Genomic DNA, 22,990 nt, shown 5'->3' with positions numbered 1-22,990 from the left:
ATTACAGATCACACAAAGTGTTGATCAATGATTGTTGACTCAGCGCTTGATCCTGCAATAACTGCCGAATAGCTTTCGTCGGGCTGTGCATCAGCCGATTACTAAGTTTATGGGATAATTCAGCCAAAACCTTTTCAGCATCTTGACCGGTTGCCAGCTGATTAACAGCTTTGGCTAATAATTCTGCTCGTATTTGCTCACAGCCTTGACGGTAGTCCCTGACCCAGTCAACATTGCCTTGCAACGCCAACCATTGGGCGAATTCATCAGCACCAATAACGATCATCTGTTTGGCTTGCTCAGCGGCTTGTTGGCGATTATTCATGTTTTGCGCCACGATCGATTGTAAATCATCAACGGTGTACAAATAAGCGTCTTCTAAATCTGCCACTTGCGACTCTATATCCCGCGGCACTGCCAAGTCGACTAAAAACATCGGTTTATGCCGGCGTATTTTTAAGGCCTGCTCGACCATACCTTTACCCACTATTGGTAAAGTACTGGCGGTAGAGCTAATCACAATGTCGGCTTGTGCTAAATGTGGCGGTACTTGGGCTAACGTAATAGCTTGGGCATTAAATTGTTCCGCTAAATTAACCGCACGTTCGTAAGTACGATTTGCGACGGTTAATTGCTCTGCGCCATGCTCTTGTAAGTGACGGGCAACTAATTCTATGGTTTCGCCGGCGCCAATAAGTAATACTTTAACTTTACTTAAACTGCCAAATATTTGTCTGGCTAAACTCACAGCTGCAAACGCAACCGAGACCGCATTAGCACCTATATCCGTTTCGGTACGCACCTGTTTGGCTACGGCAAACGTTTTTTGAAATAAACGTTCAAATTGCGGATTAATGGTACCCGCATTTCGGGCTTGATTATAAGCTTGTTTGACTTGACCAAATATTTGCGGCTCACCCAATACTAAAGAATCCAGACCGGAAGCAACTTGCATTAAATGTATCGCTGCGGCATTGTCTTGATGCAAATATAGATGAGGTTGTAATTCAGCAGCGTCTAGTTGGTGAAATTTAGCCAACCATGCAATTACTTGTTCCGCTTGCGTCTGTGAACCGCTAAAATATAATTCAGTACGGTTGCAGGTTGACAACACAACGGCATCTAAAATGCTGGTCATTGTTGTCAGTTCGCGCAAGGCCATAGGCACTTGTTCCGGTGCAAACGCAACTTTCTCACGCAGCGCCACTGGTGCCGTTTTATGATTAATGCCTAGAGCGAAAATGGCTATCACCTGTATCATCAAAATTATTAGGAGGCGAATTGTACGAAAAAGCCCTAACTAAGAAAAGCACAGTGATGGACTTTAGTATGGCTTATCGCTGTTATCGCACGTTATTTGTTGTTGCGCTAGCCCTATGGTTAACAGGATGTAGCACACTTAATAGCAAACCGTTGCCTGAACAGCCGCTGGCGGCAAGTGCTAGACAGCAACAATTGCAAGCTATGCAGCAGTTTACCATACAAGCCAGTGTAAGTATTAAAACCGCAGCAGACGCGATTAGTGGTAATTTACACTGGCAGCAATTACAGCCTGAGTATTATAACGCCCGTTTAAGTAATTTTCTGGGCATTAGTTTATTTGAGCTGCAACAAGATGCAACCGGTAGCCAAATTCAACTTAGAGGCGAAACCTATTATGGTGTTGATACCAGTAGTTTATTATGGCAACTCTCTGGCTGGTCGATGCCATTAGCCGATATGCCTTTATGGTTACGTGGCTTACCAAGCAACAATAGCCAGCACATTAACGTAGATGAATTTGGCCGGGTGACTAGCTTTAGCTTAACCGATAGTACCGGTATCATTTGGCAACTGGAGTATCAAAGCTTTTTTTCAGACAGCTTATCCTTACCAAAACGCTTACTGCTTAGCAGCGAAAGTACAAAAATAAAACTGGTTATTCGGAGTTGGCAATGACGAGTCTTACGCTACCCGCGGTAGCAAAATTAAATTTATTTTTGCATATTACCGGCCGTCGCAGTGATGGCTATCATAATTTACAAACCTTATTTCAATTATTAAACGTCGGTGACCAGCTCACTTTTAGCTTACGCCAAGATAATATGCTGACACTTGACTGTAACGACAAAGCTTTAATTAATAATGATAACTTAGTATTGCGCGCAGCCAACTTACTGCAACAAATAGCCCAGCAACAAGGCATCACAGCCGGTTGTGATATTTATTTAGATAAACGCTTACCTATGGGCGGCGGTTTAGGCGGCGGTTCTTCAGATGCCGCCACTACGCTATTGGGTTTAAATAAATTATGGCAACTAAAGTTATCTACCGAAAAACTAGCTAAACTAGGATTACAACTTGGTGCCGATGTGCCATTGTTTGTTTACGGCCGCACTGCTTTTGCTGAGGGAGTTGGCGAACAATTAACACCGGTTGATTTAGCCACTAAATTATATTTAATCGTGACGCCAGATTGTCATGTTAGCACTGCGGACATTTTTACCCATCCAGAGTTAACAAGAAATAGCACAGCATTAACACTTGACAACTTAATGCAATCTCCTTGGCGTAACGATTGCCAACCTTTAGTCGAGAAGCTGCAGCCTATTGTTGCAAAAACCTTGCAGTGGTTGGTAGAATACGCCCCGTCTCGTATGACGGGTACTGGCGCCAGTGTGTTCGCCGAATTCCCTGACCAGACCAGTGCTCAGCATGCCCTAGCAAATTTACCCGCTGATTGGCGTGGTTTTATTGCTCAAGGGGTCAACCAGTCGCCGTTGTTGGCTGCGTTGGCAGATACCGAATAAGCTAACTGATAGTCACTATTTTAGTGACTGTTTTATGATAAACCGGACTCACAACTGCCCTGAGGATCCCCACCGTGCCCGACATGAAGGTTTTCGCTGGTAACGCCATACCAGAACTCGCAAGTAAAATCGCCAGCCGCCTGTACATTAAACTGGGAGATGCCGAAGTTGGCCGTTTCAGTGATGGCGAAGTTAGTGTACAGATAAACGAAAATGTACGTGGGGCTGATGTATTTATCATCCAGTCTACTTGCGCTCCAACTAACGATAACCTAATGGAATTAATTGTAATGGTTGACGCCTTACGCCGCGCATCTGCCGGTCGTATTACAGCGGTTATGCCTTACTTTGGTTATGCTCGTCAAGATCGTCGCGTTCGTTCTGCTCGTGTGCCTATTACAGCTAAAGTTGTCGCTGACTTCTTATCTAGCGTAGGTGTGGACCGCGTGCTAACGGTTGACTTACATGCTGAACAAATCCAAGGCTTCTTTGATGTGCCAGTGGATAACGTGTTCGCCAGCCCAGTATTATTAGAAGATATGCGCAAAAAAGGCTTTACAGCCCCTGTTGTGGTTTCTCCTGATATTGGTGGTGTGGTTCGTGCTCGTGCTATTGCTAAATTATTAAATGATGCCGATTTAGCCATCATTGATAAGCGCCGGCCAAAAGCTAATATTGCCCAAGTAATGCATATTATTGGTGATGTTAAAGACCGTGACTGTATTATTGTCGACGATATGATTGATACTGGTGGTACCTTGTGTAAAGCCGCAGAAGCGTTAAAAGCACATGGTGCTAAGCGCGTATTCGCTTATGCCACTCACCCTGTTTTCTCTGGTGACGCCGCTAAAAACATTGAAGAATCAGTGATTGATGAGTTAATTGTTACCGATACTATCCCACTGACTGCAGAGATGAAGGCTGTGGCAAAAGTTCGTCAATTAACCTTAAGTGAAATGTTGGCAGAGTGTATTCGTCGTATTAGCAATGAAGAATCTATTTCTTCTATGTTTGATTAATACCTGAAATATTATTATAAATAATAATATTTCAGTTTTTTAAATCTGTTATAGCACTAACTAACAACTTTAGAAGTGTTAGTTAGTGCTTAATACAAAGCTATGATTACTTTAATGACCGGCACTGGCATTAAGTAGAGTTACCAGTAGAACTACGTTTCAAACTCACGTAAGCCTAGCTTTTAAAACGGTTGAACTCTTGTTCAGCCTGTTCGCGTGACATGCCGTAACGCTCTTGCATTTTACCGCAAAATTTCTCAGATTTACCGCTAACTTCTTGTAAGTCATCATCGGTTAATTTGCCCCATTTTTCTTTAATAGAGCCAGTCATTTGTTTCCACTTACCTTCTGCAATATCGCTATTCATACAATATCTCCTAATCAAGTAGTTAGAAAATACAATGTTAAGTGCAACATAACGTTAAGTTGTAGCTAACACTGTAAGTCAATTTAGATAAAGCAAAAGCCATTCCATGATTAAATATTTAATATAAAACAACTACTTAATCAAAAAACTGTCGAAATAAAACTTCAATATTCATAACAAAAAAGTAAAACTTACTGACAACATTGCAATAAGTTCTTAATTCTGCCTGCCGCTGTCAGTATTTTCATTTGCAGCTATGCTGGGCCAATGGTAATATGTCGCGCCCCTAAATAGGGGGCATCCAACCTGAGACTGGTCGCAAGTCTTGGGACACACTAATTATTGGAGTACATCATGTCTGATGCAACAATCACATTAAATGCAGAAGTCCGTACTGACTCGGGGAAAGGTGCGAGCCGCCGCCTACGTCATGCAGACAAAGTTCCAGCTATCATCTACGGTGGCAGTAAAGACGCGTTATCTATTACTTTAGAGCATTCTAAATTATTAAAAGCGCAAACCGATGAAGCTTTTTATTCTCAAATTATCACCCTTACTGTTGGTAAAGAGAAAATTAAAGCTATCGTTAAAGCAATGCAGCGTCACCCATTTAAACCAACCATCATGCACGTTGACTTCCAACGCGTTGAAGCTGGTCATGAATTAAAATCTATCATTGCTATTCATTTAATCAATGAAGAAGCGGCAGTGAAGAAAGGTGGTGTGGTTGTACGTGGTGCTAACGAAGTAGAAATTTCTTGTTTGCCTAAAGACTTACCAGACGCACTAGAAGTTGACATCAGCGAAATGGCTGTCGGTTCAACGATCCACTTGTCTGAGTTAAAAGCACCTAAAGGTGTTACTTTCCTTCAATTAACCAAAGGTGAAGGTCACGATATCGCTATCGTTTCTGTGAACAAGCCTGGCGGTAAAGCTGTTGATGACAGCGATGAAGCAGAAGAAGAAACTGCAACGCCTGAGTAATGTCTGTCAATACTCAGTCAGCAGTGCAGTTGATTGTGGGCCTGGGTAATCCAGGCCCTGAATACAGCCAGACCCGGCATAATGCTGGTGTCTGGTTTGTTTCTCAATTAGCACGTGCTTTTAATGTTAATTTGAAAAGTGAACCTAAATTTTTTGGTTATACCGGCAAATTTATTTGTGCGGGCCAAGAATATAAATTGCTGATCCCAGCAACTTACATGAATTTAAGCGGTAAAGCGGTGTTAGCAATGGCACAATTTTACAAGCTCACTCCTGAACAAATACTGGTAGCGCATGACGAATTGGCGCTTGATCCAGGTAGCGCAAAATTTAAATTAGGTGGCGGACACGCTGGCCATAATGGTTTGCGCGATATTATCGCTAGGCTAAGTAATAACGCTAATTTTTATCGATTACGATTAGGCATTGGCCATCCTGGACATAAAGATCGGGTAACCGGTTATGTGTTAGGTAAAGCGCCTCAGTCTGAACAACAACTAATTGAAAGCTGTATTGATGAAGCCGTCAGTTGTTTTGACTTATTAGCACGCGAAGGCCTAGTTAAGGCACAAAATCGCTTACATAGTTTTAAAGCCAGCTAAATTCAGCCGGCTCCATACCTACAGCACGCAAAGGAACATCTTATGGGTTTTAAATGTGGCATAGTTGGCTTACCCAATGTTGGTAAATCTACTCTCTTTAACGCGTTAACCAAGGCCGGTATTGAAGCTGCAAACTTCCCGTTCTGTACTATTGAGCCAAATACTGGCGTAGTACCGGTACCCGACTTACGTTTAGATCAGCTGGCAGCAATTGTTAAGCCGCAGCGTGTTTTACCTACCACGATGGAATTTGTTGATATCGCCGGTTTAGTAAAAGGCGCCTCTAGAGGTGAAGGCTTAGGTAATAAATTTTTAGCTAATATTCGTGAAACCGACGCAATTGGTCATGTGGTACGTTGTTTTGATGATGATAATATTATTCACGTAGCCAATAAAATTGATCCAGCAGACGATATTGATACCATTAATATGGAATTAGTATTATCTGATATGGATACTGCAGAGCGCGCTATTTTCCGTATTGCTAAAAGAGCTAAAGGCGGCGATAAAGATGCTAAAGCTGAAATAGCTGTACTGGAAAAAGTAAAACTGCATTTAGAACAAGGCGAGACCTTACGCAAGCTTGATTTAGATAAAGATGAAGTCGCGTTAATTGCTTACATGAACTTCTTAACGCTTAAGCCAACCATGTATATTGCTAACGTGACTGAAGACGGTTTTGAAAATAATCCTTATTTAGATATCGTCCAAGCCATTGCTGATAAAGAAGGCGCTATTGTTGTTCCGGTTTGTGCTGCCATTGAATCAGAAATTGCCGAGTTAGACGACGATGAACGTGCTGAGTTTATGGCTGACATGGGCTTAGAAGAGCCAGGTCTTAACCGCGTTATTCGTGGTGGTTATTCTTTACTCAGCTTACACACCTACTTTACAGCCGGCGTAAAAGAAGTTCGGGCATGGACTGTTACTATTGGTTCTACAGCTCCACAAGCTGCAGGCGTTATCCATACCGACTTTGAAAAAGGTTTTATTCGTGCTGAAGTAGTAGGCTATGAAGACTTTGTGCAATTCAAAGGTGAAGCCGGTGCTAAAGAAGCCGGTAAATGGCGCTTAGAAGGTAAAGAATATATTGTTAAAGATGGTGATGTTATGCATTTCCGCTTTAACGTCTAAATTTATTTCCGTTATTTTATAAGTACTTTTATAAGTACTTAATTTTAAAACCGGTGCTTGCACCGGTTTTATTGTTTCTGGCATAAATAAAGCCGAGTTAAATTTCATTAATTTTCAAATAACTTATGCGCCAACCTGTTCGCCTACCAGTAAATCTGGCTATCAATTCGCCGTTTTGCATATTAATTCGGCAAACGAACCAAGAAAAGAATTTAATCTTAAAAAAACGGTTGACGCTATGCGGTCAGTTCAGGATAATACGCGCCACTTGCTTAGGTGAAGTTTAGTAAGGCTACATAGCTCAGCTGGTTAGAGCACAGCACTCATAATGCTGGGGTCGCAGGTTCGATTCCCGCTGTAGCCACCACTTACTTTACCTGTGCATGCGGGAATGGCGGAATTGGTAGACGCACTGGATTTAGGTTCCAGCGCCGCAAGGTGTGAGAGTTCGAGTCTCTCTTTCCGCACCACTTTTTAAGTGGTGCACACAAGTACAGCAGGGGCGTAGCCAAGCGGTAAGGCAACGGGTTTTGATCCCGTCATGCGTTGGTTCGAATCCAGCCGCCCCTGCCATTAATTTTAGTGTTAATGGTTTAAAGTATTAAACGATTATGACACACCCCGTTTTGCAGGGGCGTAGCCAAGCGGTAAGGCAACGGGTTTTGATCCCGTCATGCGTTGGTTCGAATCCAGCCGCCCCTGCCATTAAATAAAAAACCCAGCTTTTGCTGGGTTTTCTATTTTCAGCTTATTGTTACCTTAGCTTAAGCCTACCGCATATCTAGCAACAATATTTTTTAACTCACCACTATTATTGGCAGCCTTCATAGCTAACTGGCGTAATTTGCGCACTAGCGGCATTTGCTGGCTAAAACCAACATAAAACGTATCCATAGCAGCCATCATCAAAGTATTGGCTAGGCGACGCTTACGTTGATAATTTTCTAGCATTCCTTTAGCAGCAAGATCTTCGCCGTTAGTATAAGCAGCAATAACCAGCTCGGTTAATAATTTGCTATCGGCAAAACCTAAATTAACCCCTTGGCCAGCTAAAGGGTTAATGGTATGTGCCGCATCGCCCACTACTACTACCCGATGTTGAAAGTAATTATTAACCTGCATTTTGGCTAACGGAAACCAGCCTGACTTAATGACTTCTACTTGACCTAATTGCTCAGGAAAAGCTTGCAACAATAATGGCTGTAGTTGCTCTGGGGTTAAAGCAGCTAATTGTTTAACTTTAACGGCATTGTCATACCAAACCAGAGAGGCTTGATTATTGGTTAAGGGTAAAAATGCTCTAGGGCCCTGCTCAGTAAATTGCTGCCAAGTAATATCTTGTTGCGGATAAGGCGTACGGACTAAAGCAATTAAACAAGCCTGCTGATATTGCCAACCATGAGTACCCATTGCTGCTAATTGGCGTAATTGTGAATTTGCGCCATCTGCTGCAACAACTAATTTTGCCTGTAAGACTTCACCACTATTTAAAGTCACGGTGGCGTGTTCAGCATCTTGCTGTAACGCAGTAATTTGCGCGGGGCAATATAAGGTTACATTGTTTGAAAGCTGCTTAAAGATAGCTAATTGTAATAATCTATTTTCGACAATATGGCCAAGATGAGTATGTTTAATATCTTGCGCAGAGAAGCTGACCACACTATGTTGATGTTCAAAAGCTTGTAAGCGTTGATACGGACATAACCGCATCTGTTGCAAATGCTGCCAAGCACCTAGCTTACTTAGCCAAGCCTCACTGGCTAAGTTTATTGACGATACCCGTAAATCGGCATCATTGTTGGTGTCTAAGCTATTGCTATAGGGCTCTGGTTGGTGCTGTTCAACTAACGCTACTTGCAATCCAGCCTCACCTAAAGCTAAAGCTGTTGCAGCCCCTACCATACCGCCGCCAACAACAATCACATCGTATTTCATTGGGTTAACTTCACTTGTCTCAATTGCTTTAGTACTTATTGTACCTAGCAGGTAGTAAAATTGACAATAGAGCTTGACGGCTGAGCAAAAATACGGCATTTTCGCGCCCTATTTGGCTTAGCCTACTTCTAGTGCTAGCCTATTGGTTTTATTTCTGCTGGAGATAGCTAATGCGTAATGTAACTGTTGCTGCAACACAAATGATTGGTGGCTGGGATGTTGAACAAAACATTCAGCGTGCTGAACGCTTAGTGCGTGATGCTGTGAGTCAAGGTGCACAAATTGTTCTACTTCAAGAATTATTTGAACGTAATTACTTTTGTCAGAAACAAAAGCCTGACTATTTAGATTTTGCTACCTCAGTAGAAGAAAACCCTGCTGTATTACACTTTAGTAAAATTGCTAAAGAGTTAAACGTGGTATTACCAATCAGTATCTATGAGCGTGCTGGTCACTGTTTATATAACACTGTAGTAATTATCGATGCAGATGGCAGTAACTTAGGTATTTATCGTAAAAGTCATATCCCTGATGGCCCAGGCTACAGCGAAAAATATTACTTCACGCCAGGTGATACCGGTTTCAAAGTCTTTGATACCCAATATGCCAAAATTGGTGTCGGTATTTGCTGGGATCAGTGGTTTCCAGAATGCGCCCGTTGCATGGCATTAATGGGTGCTGAGTTATTATTCTACCCAACCGCTATTGGTACTGAGCCGCATGATGCCACTATCGACTCAAGTGGTCATTGGCAACGCACCCAGCAAGGTCATGCCGCGGCAAACGTGACGCCATTAATAGCGTCTAACCGTATTGGTAAAGAAACTGAAGGTGATTCTGAAATAACCTTCTATGGCTGCTCATTTATCGCTGACGAGTCTGGCGCTATGGTACAAGAAGCGGGCCGCACTGAAGAAGCCGTGTTAGTCCATACTTTTGATTTAGATGCTATAGCCGCTACGCGCCGTGCTTGGGGTGTATTTCGCGATCGTCGCATCGACTTTTATGGCACCGTTGCAACTAAAGACGGCGTAACTAAACAACCTAAAACACAAGGGTCGAACTAAGTGGCTTACTGTAATTTATCCAACACCCCTCGCGCTGATGGCTTTAGTATGCCGGCCGAATGGGTGGCGCATAAACAAACTTGGATGATTTGGCCAGAGCGTACAGACAGCTGGCGTTTAGGCTCCAAGCCAGCGCAGCAAGCCTTTGTTGCTGTTATTAAAGCTATCGCTGAGTTTGAGCCTGTTAGTGTTGGCGTATCAGCAAAACAATATGCAAACGCAGTGGCACAGCTCACCGACACGGGCAGTAAATTTGCTATCCGTGTGGTAGAAATGGCTAATAACGATGCCTGGTGTCGCGACACTGGCCCTACTTTTGTGACTAATGCTGCAGGTGATGTCCGTGGTATCGATTGGGCATTTAATGCCTGGGGCGGCTTAAATGGCGGCTTATATTTCCCTTGGGATAAAGATGACCAAGTTGCCAGTAAAGTATTAGGTATTGAACAATTACCCCGCTACCGTACCGATGACTTTATTCTAGAAGGCGGTGCTATTCATGTTGATGGCGAAGGTACGTTGCTAACAACAGAAGAATGCTTATTAAATAGCAACCGTAACCCTGATTTAAGCCGTGAGCAAATTGAACAGCAAATGCGTGAGTATTTAGGTATTGATAAAGTACTGTGGCTCAAGCAAGGCATTTTTAATGACGAAACAGATGATCATATCGATAATATGGCCTGTTTTGTTAAACCTGGCGAAGTAGTATTAGCTTGGACTGATGACGAAACTGATCCGCAATATGCGCGTTCTAAAGCGGCATTAGACTACTTAGAAGCCAGTACCGATGCTAAAGGCCGTAAAATTATTGTGCATAAGCTACCACAACCAGCGCCTATTATTGCTACCGCTGATGAGTATGCCACGGTAGATGATTCTATGATGGCTAAGCCTCGTGAAGCCAATACCCGTTTGGCCGGCTCATACATTAACTTTTACTTGTGTAATGGCGGTTTAATAATGCCAAGTTTTGATGATCCAAACGATAAAGTGGCCGCAGATATATTACAGAAACTGTTCCCAGAGCATAAAGTGGTTATGGTGCCAGGTCGGGAAATTTTACTCGGTGGCGGTAATATACATTGTATTACCCAACAACAACCCGCTAAGTAAGCTTCACGTAATCACTAAATAAAAAACGGTTTGCCTTGGCAAACGTTTTTTATTGTTTAAAGCGCTAGTTTAATCTAACAGCTAAACTATTAGCTAAACTAATAGCTTAGTTAGTTGGTTTATCTTCTGCGTATTCAACCACTGAGTAAAACTCTTGGTTTAATAACGTTTTACGACACACATGAATGCGCATATTAGAACCACGGCGGGTTTCAGAAGCACAACGCATATTTTGGGCATCAGCGCCGTATTTACGTTTATATTCTTGATACATCGGCTCTAATGCAGCCATTTGCTCTTTAGTTAGGTTTTTAGTCACCGCTTCATAGCGCTTTTCCCAGTCACTGGTTTTTTGCTCTAAGGCTAAACGCATCCAGACTAAACCTTGTTCGATATCTAGGGGCACTCCCTCACCAGAGACCAATAACAACCCTAACGAATATTGCGCATACTTTTCACCATAGCGCGCAAATTGCAATAAGTTTGGATATGCTTCTGCAAACTCTCTCCGTTGTACTTGGCCTATAGCGTTGTCAAAGTCAGTTGTATAAAGAAAGCTACGAATGCGCTTTTCTTCGGCTCCCACGGCGTCATTAGCATACAAATTAGGACTAAAGACACCCGTTAATAGAGATGTCGCTAAGGCAACCATTGCAAGTTTTTTCATTTTTCTTTTACCATCATCCGCTGAATTCCTATTCAGTATAGCAAAGTAAATGTTTCATCAAACTTACAAATTGTAAATGTTTATGTCATAGCTATATACGCGCCAAACTAGTATGCAATGTAGATACCTAGGGGTTTAGCTGAATAATTGCTATTATATCCATTATTATTTTTTAGGATTAAATAGTGATGAAAGCCTGTGCTTTACATATTTTAGTGAAAACCCAAGCGGAAGCAGAAAAGTTAAAACAGCAATTAGCTAAAGGTGCAGATTTTGGCAAGCTTGCTAAGCAACACTCCACTTGTCCATCAGGTAAAAAAGGCGGTGATTTGGGCGAGTTTAGTAAAGGCCAAATGGTAAAAGCGTTTGACGATGTGGTATTTAAAAAGCCAGTTTTAGAAGTACATGGCCCGGTAAAAACCCAATTTGGTTTTCATTTAATTAAAACCCTTTATCGCAGTTAAATGTTTAGTGCTGAGTTTTGAGTGCTGAGTGTTTAGTTTGGACTGTGGACTAACTTAAGATAAATTATTGAGGTTCGGTTTTACCCTAAACTAACCATTGCAGCCCTGGACGGGCGTAAATGAGCCCCCAGGGATGGGTTTACGGCGTGTTAGTGTGGGTAAACCGAACCGTATATACACTTGAGTGTTAAGTTTTAAGTGTGGGCTGACTAACATAAATTATTGAGGAACGCTTTTAGCCTAAACTAACTATTGCAGCCCAGAATTAGCGGTAAGCTAATGCAGGGCTTTAAGTAGTAGTATTAGTATTACTGGCCTTTAATTTCGCTACGACCTTTATACGGGGCTTTGCTACCTAACTCTTGTTCAATACGTAGTAATTGGTTGTACTTAGCTACGCGGTCTGACCGGCATAACGAACCGGTCTTGATTTGACCTGCTGCGGTGCCTACGGCTAAATCAGCAATAAAGGCATCTTCAGTTTCACCGCTACGATGCGAAATAACCACGGTAAAACCAGCATCTTTAGCCATTTTAATCGCGGCTAAAGTTTCGGTTAATGTACCTATTTGATTAAATTTAATTAAAATCGAGTTAGCAATACCTTGCTCAATACCCCGAGTTAATATTTTGGTGTTGGTAACAAATAAATCGTCACCTACTAGCTGAACTTTATCACCAATTTTATCGGTTAAATCTTTCCAACCAGCCCAGTCGCTTTCATCTAAGCCATCTTCAATCGATACGATAGGGTATTTTTGAGTTAAACCGGCTAAATAATCATTAAAGCCAAACGAGTCAAAGCTCTTATCTTCGCCACTTAACACATATTTACCATCATGGTAAAACTCGGTAGCCGCGCAGTCTAAGGCTAAGGTAACGTCTTTATCCATAACATAGCCGGCAGCATTAACAGCCGCGACAATGACTGTCAGCGCTTCTTCGTTAGATTTTAAATCAGGGGCAAAGCCACCTTCATCGCCAACAGCAGTATTTAAGCCGCGCTGTTGTAACTCTGCTTTTAAACTATGAAAAATCTCAGCGCCCATACGTAGGGCTTCAGCGAAGGTTTTAGCTCCTACTGGTTGGATCATAAACTCTTGAATATCAACGTTGTTATCTGCATGCTCGCCACCGTTGATAATATTCATCATCGGAACTGGCATAGTGTATTGGCCTGCAGTGCCATTTAAATCGGCAATGTGTTGGTATAACGGAATATTTTTATCGGCGGCAGCAGCGCGAGCTACAGCCAGTGATACTGCTAATATAGCGTTGGCACCTAAGTTACTTTTAGTTTCAGTGCCGTCTAAATCAATCATTATCTGGTCAATATCTGCTTGGTTATAAGCATTTTTGCCTTGTAACGCTTGTAAGATAGGACCAGAAATATTGGCGACTGCTTTAGTCACACCTTTACCTAAGTAACGGCTTTTATCACCATCGCGTAATTCAAGCGCTTCCCGTGAACCGGTTGAGGCACCTGATGGCGCACAACCGCGGCCCATTGCACCGCTAGCTAAATATACATCAGCTTCTACAGTAGGATTGCCACGTGAATCCATAATTTCACGAGCGATAATGTTTACGATATCAGACATGGTTACATTCCTGTTAGAACTAAAAAAGCCGTGCTACTTAACACGGCTTATAAATATTATACTCGCTGCTGCTTTTGATATTTAAAGGCGGCGGCAATAAAACCTTGAAATAAAGGATGGCCATCCCGCGGTGTCGAATTAAACTCCGGGTGGAACTGACCGGCAACAAACCAAGGGTGAGTTGGAATTTCTATCATTTCGACTAATTGATTATCAGCCGATAAACCCGACACCACTAAACCAGCGGCTTCAAGCTGTGGCCGTAAGTTGTTGTTCACTTCATAGCGGTGACGGTGGCGTTCTAAAATGACATCTTTACCATAAATTTCACGAGCCTTAGTGTTAGCCACTAAGTTACAGTTTTGACTGCCTAAGCGCATAGTGCCGCCTAGGTCTGAGTTGTCTGTGCGTATTTCAACTGAACCGTCTGCATCACGCCATTCGGTAATTAAACCAACAACAGGATACGCTGTTTCAGGGTTAAATTCAGTGGAGTGAGCGTCTTGCATGCCAGCGACATTGCGCGCAAATTCAATCAGCGCCACTTGCATACCTAAACAGATACCAAAGTAAGGGATATTGTTTTCCCGGGCATATTGCGCAGCTAAAATTTTACCTTCCACGCCGCGAAGACCAAAACCACCAGGCACTAAAATACCGTCTAATCCAGTCAGCATGGCAACGCCTTTGCTTTCTAAATCTTGTGAGTCGATATATTTAATATTAACGCTAACCCGATTTTTTAAACCGGCATGGCCTAAGGCTTCATTAACAGATTTGTAGGCATCTGGTAACTCTACATATTTACCGACTAAACCAATATTCACTTCACCCGTAGGGTTAGACTCTTGGTACAGAACTTGTTCCCACTCGACTAAGTCAGCTTCAGGCGCTTCGATATGGAAACGACGACAAACTAAGTCATCTAAGCCTTGAGATTTTAATATTGCTGGAATTTGATAAATACTAGCTACGTCTTTTAAACCAATAACTGCTTTTTCTTCCACATTGGTGAATAACGCAATTTTAGCCCGTTCATTAATTGGAATTGGTCTATCTGAACGGCAAACTAATATATCTGGTTGAATACCAATAGAGCGCAGTTCTTTTACTGAATGCTGAGTTGGCTTAGTTTTAATCTCACCCGCAGTGCCTAAATATGGCACTAAGGTTAAGTGCATATATAAAGTGCGTTCACGGCCGACTTCGGTGCCAAGCTGACGGATAGCTTCTAAAAATGGTAGTGATTCAATATCACCCACAGTGCCGCCAATTTCAACAATTGCAATATCATAGCCTTCAGCGCCAGCTACAACCCGGGCTTTTATTTCATTGGTAATATGGGGAATAACCTGAATGGTCGCGCCTAGGTAGTCACCACGACGCTCTTTACGCAACACGTCAGCGTAAATCCGACCTTGAGTAAAGTTATTTAACCTAGACATTTTAGTGCGAATAAAACGCTCGTAATGACCTAAGTCTAAATCGGTTTCAGCACCGTCTTCGGTAACAAATACTTCACCGTGTTGAATAGGACTCATGGTCCCAGGGTCAACGTTTATATAGGGATCAAGCTTAAGGATAGTGACCTTTAGACCGCGCGCCTCTAAAATTGCCGCCAACGATGCAGCTGCAATGCCTTTACCGAGCGATGAAACTACGCCACCCGTCACAAAGATATATCTTGTAGTCATAAGACCCCTGAGACAATGTTGAACAATAAATAAACACCAGTTCTAAAAAATACTAAGCTCCCAGTGCGTAAACACAGGGAAGAAAAAGATAGTTCAAGAATTGGTATCAGGACGGGAGAAAATTATAGCAAAGCCAAGCTAAGCACTCAACGTAAAGCTGAGGCTTTCTGGATTAATTCTTTGTTTGGCGTTTAACTTTTTGCCAAATTGCTTCCATTTCATCCAATGTCGCCTGCTCTAGGCTGCGATTTTCTGCGCTTATATGTTGCTCTACAGCTCGAAAACGGCTTTCAAATTTATTATTCGCCGCCCGCAACACCGCTTCTGGATCTAATTTATGCTTGCGAACCACATTGACTAAGGCAAACATTAAGTCGCCTAGCTCTTCTGCCAGTTCAGGGCTACCGTCCGCGGTTTCCTCAACTTCCAATACTTCTTCTTTTACTTTAAGCCAGCAGCCTTCTACAGTAGGCCAATCAAAACCAACATTAGCACAGCGTTTTTGCAGTTTATTGGCCCGACTTAATGCGGGCATGGCCTGAGGGATATTGTCCAACACACTAGGTTGGCCATTATCTTTACGCTCAGCGCTTTTTAATGACTCCCAATTTTTTAGTACTGCATCAGCATCATCTAACGCCTGTTCACCAAATACATGCGGATGGCGGCGCTCTAACTTATCGCAGATAGCAGCAACGCAATCATCAAATTGAAAGCGGCCTTCTTCTTTGGCGATCTGGGCATAAAACACCACTTGGAATAGTAAATCACCCAGTTCATCTTTAAGCTCAACAAAATCTTCGCGGGCAATAGCATCAGCCACTTCGTAAGCTTCTTCTATGGTGTAGGGCACTATGCTGGCGTAATTTTGCTTAAGATCCCATGGACAACCGTTATTGGTATCGCGTAATTTCGCCATTATATTCAGTAAGCGTGGGATATTATCTGTCACTGTGCTTTCCATATTTTATTTGAGTTAAGCTTAATGAGTGAAACGTTTAGCTTCAATTATATCTTCTAACTGATTAATTTTACTCAGTAATTTATTTAGCGAGTCTAAATTATACAACTCTAAGGTCATATCCAACACTGCCGTTTGCGCTTTAGTATCTGAGCTGCTTGACAGTTTTGTAACGTTGGCTTTTTCATTAGCTAAAATATTGGTGATATCACGCAATAAGTTACTGCGATCATGGGCAATGATCCGGATATCAACCTCATAACCCGAAGCATATTTACCGCCCCAATTAGCCTCAACTGCCCGCTCTGGGTGGCTGTCTAATAAGGTTTTAAATTGCTCACAATCATCACGATGGATAGCTATGCCACGACCTTGGGTAATATAACCCACAATGGCGTCACCCGGTAACGGCTGACAACAACCTGCGGTATGAGTTAATAAATTACCCACACCTTGTACGATAACATCGCTTTTAGCTTTTAGCGCCGCCGGTAATGGCTTGGTAATTAAGCGCGGATCTATTTCCGGTGCTTGCGCCTTATCATGCTGGCTTTGAATAAAGTGCACCACTTGGGTTAACTTAATATCGCTGCCACCAATGCCAACAAATAATTCATCCATTGAATTAACATTAAAGCGTTTTAATAACTTTTGAGTTTGTTCTAATTGCAAGTTCAGCCGCATTAACTCAGTGTCGAGCAATTCTTTACCGGCGGCTAAGTTTTTATCTTTATCTTGTTGGCGAAACCAATACTGCACTTTAGACCGAGCACGACTGGATTTTATATAGCCAAGATGTGGGTTTAGCCAGTCGCGACTTGGGTTAGGCTCTCGGCCGGTTAATATATCAACTTGATCACCGGTTTTTAACTGATAGGTGAAAGGTACGATACGACCAGAGATTTTAGCCCCTATACATCTGTGTCCGACATTGGAATGAACATAATAGGCAAAGTCTAAGGGGGTCGAGCCTAAAGGTAAGTCGACAATATCGCCTTTGGGCGTAAACACATATACGCGGTCTTCAATAACCTGATTTCGTAATTCTTCGGCTAAATCGGCAGAATCAACCACTTCTTCTTGCCATTGTAATAGCTTACGCAGCCATTCTACTTTTTCATCATTTGCCGCAGATTTACTATTAGAGGCACCTTCTTTATACCGCCAGTGTGCGGCAACCCCTAACTCTGAGTCTTCATGCATTTGTCGGGTACGAATTTGCACTTCAATCACCCGACCTTGCGGACCAAATACCACGGTATGAATAGATTGATAGCCATTTTGCTTTGGCGTAGCAATATAATCATCAAACTCTTTAGGTAAATGGCGCCAGCTAGTATGCACTATGCCTAATGCGGCATAACAATCTTGCACTTTATCGGTGACAATACGCACAGCGCGAATATCATACAGCTGCTCAAACGGCAGCTGTTTTTTTTGCATTTTTTTCCAAATACTATAAATATGTTTCGGCCGGCCTTGGACATCAACGGTGAGCTGTTCATGAGCCATTTTTTGCTGCACCGAACATACGAAATCTTGCAGATACTGTTCTCGGTCTAAGCGGCGCTCTTCTAATAAGCCGGCTATCTGCTTATATAACACCGGATGTAAATAACGAAACGCTAAGTCTTCTAGCTCCCACTTTAATTGGCCGATACCTAGCCTATTGGCTAAGGGACCAAATATCGCATTGGTTTCTTTTGCGGCTAACACCCGGGTTTCTTCATCGGCATCTTTGACGTAGCGCAAATAACAAATTTGCCCGGCCAATTTAATTACGACTGCCCGCACATCTTCAACCATCGCTAAAAGCATGCGGCGTAAATTATCGGCTTGTTGTGGGCTAACGCTATGGTTAGGGTCGGTAGGAATGCTTCTAATCGCTTCCATTTGCTTAACTGAACTTAGCAAACGAATGACATGATTCGAGAACTGCTCGGCTAAGCTATCTTCATCTATTAATTTAGCTTCAATAATGGGGAATAGTAATGCCGCTAATAAAGAGTCGATATCCATTCTTAACTCAGCAAGAATTTCGACCATCTCCCAACCCGTTTTCACTTCAGGCTCTGATGCATCTAAATTACGCTGTTTTAGCCAAGTTTCTGCTGCCATTAAGTCACTGATTTTTTTCTCAGTTAACTCAAGTGAACCTAGCCAGGCTAGAGTGTCATCACTGTTGTAAGCGGTGCTATGTGATTGGCGAACTTTAACCATACATCAATCCCTCTTGTCGCTATTGGCTAAACTTTTTACTTGGCTACTTTAGCTTTTACTACGCTATCGACCTTGATTGTGATTAAGCTATTTGCTAAATAAGGCCATTAACTCTAAATGACGAGTATGTGGAAACATATCAATGCCACTGAGCTTTTCTAAACGGTAACCACTATCCAATAAAACTTTACTGTCGCGTGCTAATGTTGCTGCATTACAGGATACATATAAAATGGTTTTAGGTTTTAACTTCACCACTTGCTCAATCGCACCATGGGCACCTGCTCTAGCGGGGTCAAGTAGCACTTTATTATACTGAGCAGTATTCCAACTGGCTTTTGGCCAAGGTAAATGCAAGTCTGCTTGGCTAGCAGTGACATTGCTTAATTGATTCACTTTAGCATTATGTAATAATTGTTGCACCATCTTGTCGATACCTTCAACAGCATGTACAGCTTTTACCTGCTGGGCTAAAGCCAGGCTAAAATTACCTATGCCTGCATATAAATCTAAAATAGTGTCGGTTGCTGTTGGCGCTAACCATTGCAGCGCTTGGCTGACCATTTCTTGATTGACCGCAGCGTTAACCTGAATAAAATTATCAAGGCCAAACTGTAATCGTAGCCCTTGCTCTGGCAGTGAATATTCCGCTTGATATTGTGCATGCTCTGGTTGCCAAGGACTAAACTGGCCCGACTCAAACTCACCCAACCAAATAGCTGTTGGCCAAGCATCAATTAAGCGCTGCTTATCTTGCAAAGTTAATGGCTGAGTATGACGGACAATAATATAAGCTTGGCCTGCGGCGTCAATCACTTCAACATGGGTAACGGCACTGTTGGTCGACAGTAACGGTAATTGCGTAGCTAGCACGGTAAATACTGGCGCTAAAACTGGCGATAGCACTAAGCAGTGTTGAATATTAACAATTTGTTTGGCATTGGCTTGGCGAAAACCAATACTAAATTTGCGTTGTTTTTTATCATACCATACGCCTATTCTGGCACGGCGACGGTAGGCTATGTTGTCTGCAGCTAGCATCGGTTGCCAAGGTAGGTCAGTTAAGCCTAGCTGATGGCTTAATAAGTCATCAATTCCTAGTTGTTTTAAGCGTTGTTGGTCACTAACGGCGATATATTGTAACTGGCAACCACCACATTGTTTGGCATAACGACAGGGAGCGTTTACTCGCTCTGGCACAGCTTGTTTAACCGAGGTAACGCTTGCCTTAATAAAGCCAGCTTTGTCTTCCAACACTTTGGCCTGTACTTTCTCTCCCGCTAGCGCGCCAGTAACAAAGGCTATTTTATTATCTATTTTAGCAATACCTTGCACTTCATAGTCAGTACTATCAATGCTTAGATTAATGATATTGCCAATACGGCTAGGTTTTGTTTTTGCTTTGTAAATGCTGACCATAGGTTCTCTATCAGGTTATAGGCAAGTGCGGCGTGTTGTGTCATTATCTGCCTGGGTGCTTTAACAATATAAACTTGAGTTTAATGACAAAAATAAGATTACGTATTTGGTTGCTACTGTGTAGCTTATTACCCGCGCTGCTAATTAGTGTATTCTCTGGCGGCTATTTTAGCTATGTTCGTCACCATGAGTTACAGTTTTCTTTATCTGAGCAAGCACGACATATTGCCGTTCCGCTGGCTATTACCAGCGCTAGCTTATTGGCATCTGAACAACAGTTACCCTTACAACAGCTTATTGATACTAGCCACCGCTACAATTCACCTTTATTAACCAGCATAGCCATATTTAATCAGCAAAATCAGCTAGTGTATAATAGTAATCCCCAATTCACTGCCACTGCTTTAGCCAGTAAGCAGCAAACCGATCTAACTGAACATGGCTTTTATAGTGAAACTGCAACTAACTTAATATTCTACCACCCACTGACCCTAGCGCAAAACGGTCAACAGTTGCACTTAGGTTACTTAGTATTAGATTTGCATAAAGATACATTACATTTGCGTCAGCAAAGTAGTGCGTTAGAAATGATACTAATTTTAATCAGTTGTTTATTATTAAGCTGTGCCCCAGCATTTTATATTTTGCAGCGGTTATATCGGCCGGTTCGGCTTATGAACATCCAACTTAAACAATTAATTAATCATGATCATACTAATAACATCCCGTTAGTCACGCGTAAGCCCAAAGCTACTGCCAAAGAGCTGATTGAGATGCAGCAAGGGTTAAACAAATTAAGTGCCCAAATTGTTAGCCAAGAACATGAAATGCAACAGCAGATAGATCAAGCTAATAGTGACTTACAACAAACATTAGAGCAGTTAGAAGTACATAACGTGCAACTCGATTTTGCGCGGCGCAAAGCCCTGGAAGAAAACCGACAAAAATCAGAATTCTTAGCCAAAATGAGCCATGAATTACGTACGCCATTAAATGGGGTTATTGGCTTTACCCGACAAGTGCTTAAAACCAAATTAACCAGTAACCAACATGACTATTTAACCACTATTCAAAAGTCTGCTAATAGCCTTTTACACTTAGTAAATGATGTCCTAGATTTTTCTAAGTTAGAAGAAGGTCGACTGTCTATTAATCCTGAACCATTTTCACTGCGCGATATGTTAAACGACGCAACTGAATTGTTAGCTGCTAATGCGTTTGATAAATATTTAGAATTAGTGCTAATGATCGATCCTGAGTGTCCGGATGACATCATTGCTGATCCGAAGCGCTTTAGCCAAGTGCTGATGAATATTGCCGGTAATGCCATTAAATTTACTGACCATGGCAGTATCGTGATTCGAGTCAGCTGTAATTCTTTAAATGATGACCAAATAATTTTACATTGCTCAGTTCAAGATACCGGCCGTGGTATTAGCAGTGAACAACAACAACAATTATTCCATGGTTTTGGCTCTTCTGATCCCAGTAGCCATCAATCAGGTTCAGGCTTAGGTTTAATGATTTCGCAACGTTTAGTGGAAGCGATGGGCGGGAAAATTGGTTTTGAAAGTACTCAAGCTGAAGGCTCTACTTTTTGGTTTACGCTTAAATGTAAACGCCATCAATTAACCGTGGCAGAAAACTTACCTATCGCAGTATTAGAGCAGAAAACCGTGCTGTACTTTGAGCCACAACAACATTCACGTGAAGCCATGCTCCAGCTGTTACAAAGTTGGTATTTAAACGTGACCATTTGCAGTACCTTAAGCCAGTTACAGCACACGCTAGCCCAACAACAACATTATGATATTGCTATCATTGGTAAAACAGTAGCGATTAATCAAGTTAATCACATTATTAGCGTGATGCAAAAAATTAAACCGCAAACCGATTATCTGTACTTATTGGTTAATACTTTATCCCCCAGTATTCGCGAAACATTGCTTAATTCTGGTGCAGACGCTTGTTTATCCAAACCAGCTCATTTAACTAAATTGGCCATGGCATTAGCCCATCCTTATTTACAGCATCAAGCCAGTAGCGATGAAATACTATTGCCCAAAAAAGCGCAGTTAAAAGTGCTGACTGTGGATGATAATGAAGCTAATTTAAAATTAATAAATACCTTATTGGCTGAACAAGTTGAGCACATAGAATCGGCTTTTGATGGCGCCGAAGCTTGGCACAAAGCCACCCAGCATGTGTATGACATTATCTTTTTAGATATTAATATGCCGATTATGGATGGTATTAATGCCTGTCAGCGTATTAGACAAAGCTCACTAAATGAACATACGCCTATAATTGCCGTAACCGCACATACTGCCGATGGCGAGCGTGAGCGTTTAATGATGCTCGGCTTTGATGAGTTTTTAAGTAAGCCGCTAGATGAAAAGATGCTGCAGTGTATTTTACAAGAGTTCTGCCAGCATAAGCAGATTACAGCAACCGCTGCCATTAACCCTACCCCAGCTTGGCCAGAAAGCAAAATAGTCGACTGGGCACTAGCTTTACAGCAAGCTAACGGTAAAGTTAACCTAATGCAGGATATGCTAGCGATGTTAATTAGCAGCATAGAGCCGACCCAACTCGCTATACAGCAAGCCATTAAACAACACGACCGTGCTGCTTTATTACAGCATATTCATAAATTGCATGGCGGCTGTTGTTATACCGGCGTGCCAAGGTTAAAACAGTTAGCCGAGATTATTGAAACCAGCTTAAAGCAGCAAGTCCCGCTACAAACTTTAGAGCCTGAATTTTTTGAATTAGACGATTTACTGCAGACCTTGTTACAAGAACAGCAACAATGGCCAGAATGGCCAGATGTTGAAGGGTGAATGCTAAACTTCAGTGTATATAAGGGGCGGTTTACCCACACTAACACGCCGTAAAACCGCCCCTCAATAATGCAACTTAGATAGTCCATCCTAGTTAATTCAGGACTA

Annotated in this window: 19 protein-coding genes and 4 tRNA genes; 14 read left to right on the top strand and 9 right to left on the bottom strand. The window is 42.2% G+C overall.

Annotation, left to right across the window (positions count from 1 at the left end):
• Position 1: 1 nt before the first annotated feature.
• On the bottom strand, positions 2-1,261 hold the full coding sequence (gene hemA, locus BI198_RS05825) for a glutamyl-tRNA reductase (protein ID WP_070048710.1): 1,260 nt from the start codon (positions 1,259-1,261) through the stop codon (positions 2-4).
• A 20-nt stretch (positions 1,262-1,281) separates the two neighbouring features.
• Between hemA and lolB the strand changes: the two genes are divergently transcribed.
• The 3 genes from lolB to BI198_RS05810 all read left to right on the top strand — a co-directional run bounded on the left by lolB (position 1,282) and on the right by BI198_RS05810 (position 3,808).
• Positions 1,282-1,938 (top strand): lipoprotein insertase outer membrane protein LolB, encoded by a 657-nt coding sequence (lolB, locus tag BI198_RS05820; protein ID WP_235605255.1) that lies wholly within the window; start codon positions 1,282-1,284, stop codon positions 1,936-1,938.
• Entirely contained in the window at positions 1,935-2,789 is an 855-nt protein-coding gene (ispE, locus tag BI198_RS05815; protein ID WP_070048709.1) for a 4-(cytidine 5'-diphospho)-2-C-methyl-D-erythritol kinase, read from the top strand. The genes lolB and ispE overlap by 4 nt, the downstream gene beginning before the upstream one ends.
• 83 nt (positions 2,790-2,872) lie before the next feature.
• Positions 2,873-3,808, top strand: a complete 936-nt coding sequence (locus BI198_RS05810; protein WP_070048708.1) for a ribose-phosphate pyrophosphokinase — start codon at positions 2,873-2,875, stop codon at positions 3,806-3,808.
• 175 nt (positions 3,809-3,983) lie between these two features.
• Here the strand turns inward: BI198_RS05810 and BI198_RS05805 are convergent, their stop codons facing one another.
• Entirely contained in the window at positions 3,984-4,175 is a 192-nt protein-coding gene (locus BI198_RS05805; protein WP_070048707.1) for a CsbD family protein, read from the bottom strand.
• A gap of 354 nt (positions 4,176-4,529) precedes the next feature.
• Here BI198_RS05805 and BI198_RS05800 point away from each other — a divergent pair, with 354 nt between their 5' ends.
• From BI198_RS05800 to BI198_RS05770, 7 genes are all read left to right on the top strand, one after another.
• Positions 4,530-5,159, top strand: coding sequence for a 50S ribosomal protein L25/general stress protein Ctc (locus tag BI198_RS05800; protein WP_070048706.1), 630 nt, complete (start codon positions 4,530-4,532; stop codon positions 5,157-5,159).
• Positions 5,159-5,761 (top strand): aminoacyl-tRNA hydrolase, encoded by a 603-nt coding sequence (gene pth / locus BI198_RS05795; RefSeq protein WP_070048705.1) that lies wholly within the window; start codon positions 5,159-5,161, stop codon positions 5,759-5,761. Before BI198_RS05800 ends, pth begins: the two co-directional genes overlap by 1 nt.
• Positions 5,762-5,803: 42 nt before the next feature.
• On the top strand, positions 5,804-6,895 hold the full coding sequence (ychF, locus tag BI198_RS05790; protein ID WP_070048704.1) for a redox-regulated ATPase YchF: 1,092 nt from the start codon (positions 5,804-5,806) through the stop codon (positions 6,893-6,895).
• 290 nt (positions 6,896-7,185) lie between these two features.
• Positions 7,186-7,262, top strand: a tRNA-Met gene (locus BI198_RS05785).
• An 18-nt stretch (positions 7,263-7,280) separates the two neighbouring features.
• Positions 7,281-7,365 (top strand) — tRNA-Leu (locus tag BI198_RS05780).
• 28 nt (positions 7,366-7,393) lie between these two features.
• Positions 7,394-7,468 (top strand) — tRNA-Gln (locus BI198_RS05775).
• 57 nt (positions 7,469-7,525) lie between these two features.
• A tRNA-Gln gene (locus BI198_RS05770) sits at positions 7,526-7,600 on the top strand.
• 54 nt (positions 7,601-7,654) lie between these two features.
• Here BI198_RS05770 and BI198_RS05765 read toward each other — a convergent pair.
• On the bottom strand, positions 7,655-8,830 hold the full coding sequence (locus tag BI198_RS05765) for an FAD-dependent oxidoreductase (RefSeq protein ID WP_070048703.1): 1,176 nt from the start codon (positions 8,828-8,830) through the stop codon (positions 7,655-7,657).
• Between the two features lie 170 nt (positions 8,831-9,000).
• Between BI198_RS05765 and aguB the strand changes: the two genes are divergently transcribed.
• Both aguB and aguA read left to right on the top strand, forming a co-directional pair.
• Positions 9,001-9,897, top strand: coding sequence for an N-carbamoylputrescine amidase (gene aguB / locus BI198_RS05760; protein ID WP_070048702.1), 897 nt, complete (start codon positions 9,001-9,003; stop codon positions 9,895-9,897).
• Complete coding sequence (gene aguA / locus BI198_RS05755) at positions 9,898-11,013, top strand: agmatine deiminase (protein ID WP_074467409.1); 1,116 nt, start codon at positions 9,898-9,900, stop codon at positions 11,011-11,013.
• A gap of 106 nt (positions 11,014-11,119) precedes the next feature.
• Here the strand turns inward: aguA and BI198_RS05750 are convergent, their stop codons facing one another.
• Positions 11,120-11,680 carry an SEL1-like repeat protein gene (locus BI198_RS05750; RefSeq protein ID WP_070048701.1) on the bottom strand — a complete coding sequence of 187 codons (561 nt, stop codon included), beginning with the start codon at positions 11,678-11,680 and terminating at the stop codon, positions 11,120-11,122.
• Positions 11,681-11,868: 188 nt separating this feature from the next.
• Here BI198_RS05750 and ppiC point away from each other — a divergent pair, with 188 nt between their 5' ends.
• A complete protein-coding gene (gene ppiC / locus BI198_RS05745) occupies positions 11,869-12,144 on the top strand; it encodes a peptidylprolyl isomerase PpiC (protein WP_394331523.1) in 276 nt (91 codons plus the stop codon).
• A 308-nt stretch (positions 12,145-12,452) separates the two neighbouring features.
• Here ppiC and eno read toward each other — a convergent pair whose 3' ends face one another.
• The 5 genes from eno to rlmD form a co-directional block, all read right to left on the bottom strand.
• On the bottom strand, positions 12,453-13,745 hold the full coding sequence (gene eno, locus BI198_RS05740) for a phosphopyruvate hydratase (RefSeq protein WP_070048699.1): 1,293 nt from the start codon (positions 13,743-13,745) through the stop codon (positions 12,453-12,455).
• Between the two features lie 56 nt (positions 13,746-13,801).
• Positions 13,802-15,439, bottom strand: coding sequence for a CTP synthase (locus BI198_RS05735; protein WP_070048698.1), 1,638 nt, complete (start codon positions 15,437-15,439; stop codon positions 13,802-13,804).
• A gap of 172 nt (positions 15,440-15,611) precedes the next feature.
• A complete protein-coding gene (mazG, locus tag BI198_RS05730) occupies positions 15,612-16,391 on the bottom strand; it encodes a nucleoside triphosphate pyrophosphohydrolase (protein WP_141728850.1) in 780 nt (259 codons plus the stop codon).
• A 30-nt stretch (positions 16,392-16,421) separates the two neighbouring features.
• Complete coding sequence (gene relA, locus BI198_RS05725; protein WP_070048696.1) at positions 16,422-18,620, bottom strand: GTP diphosphokinase; 2,199 nt, start codon at positions 18,618-18,620, stop codon at positions 16,422-16,424.
• Between the two features lie 87 nt (positions 18,621-18,707).
• Complete coding sequence (rlmD, locus tag BI198_RS05720) at positions 18,708-20,039, bottom strand: 23S rRNA (uracil(1939)-C(5))-methyltransferase RlmD (RefSeq protein ID WP_070048695.1); 1,332 nt, start codon at positions 20,037-20,039, stop codon at positions 18,708-18,710.
• Between the two features lie 83 nt (positions 20,040-20,122).
• Between rlmD and barA the strand changes: the two genes are divergently transcribed.
• Positions 20,123-22,882 carry a two-component sensor histidine kinase BarA gene (gene barA, locus BI198_RS05715; RefSeq protein WP_070048694.1) on the top strand — a complete coding sequence of 920 codons (2,760 nt, stop codon included), beginning with the start codon at positions 20,123-20,125 and terminating at the stop codon, positions 22,880-22,882.
• The last annotated feature ends 108 nt before the right edge of the window (positions 22,883-22,990 follow it).

The organism is Rheinheimera salexigens (assembly GCF_001752395.1).
Lineage (GTDB): Bacteria > Pseudomonadota > Gammaproteobacteria > Enterobacterales > Alteromonadaceae > Alishewanella > Alishewanella salexigens.
This window is presented reverse-complemented; position numbering and strand designations above follow the sequence as displayed.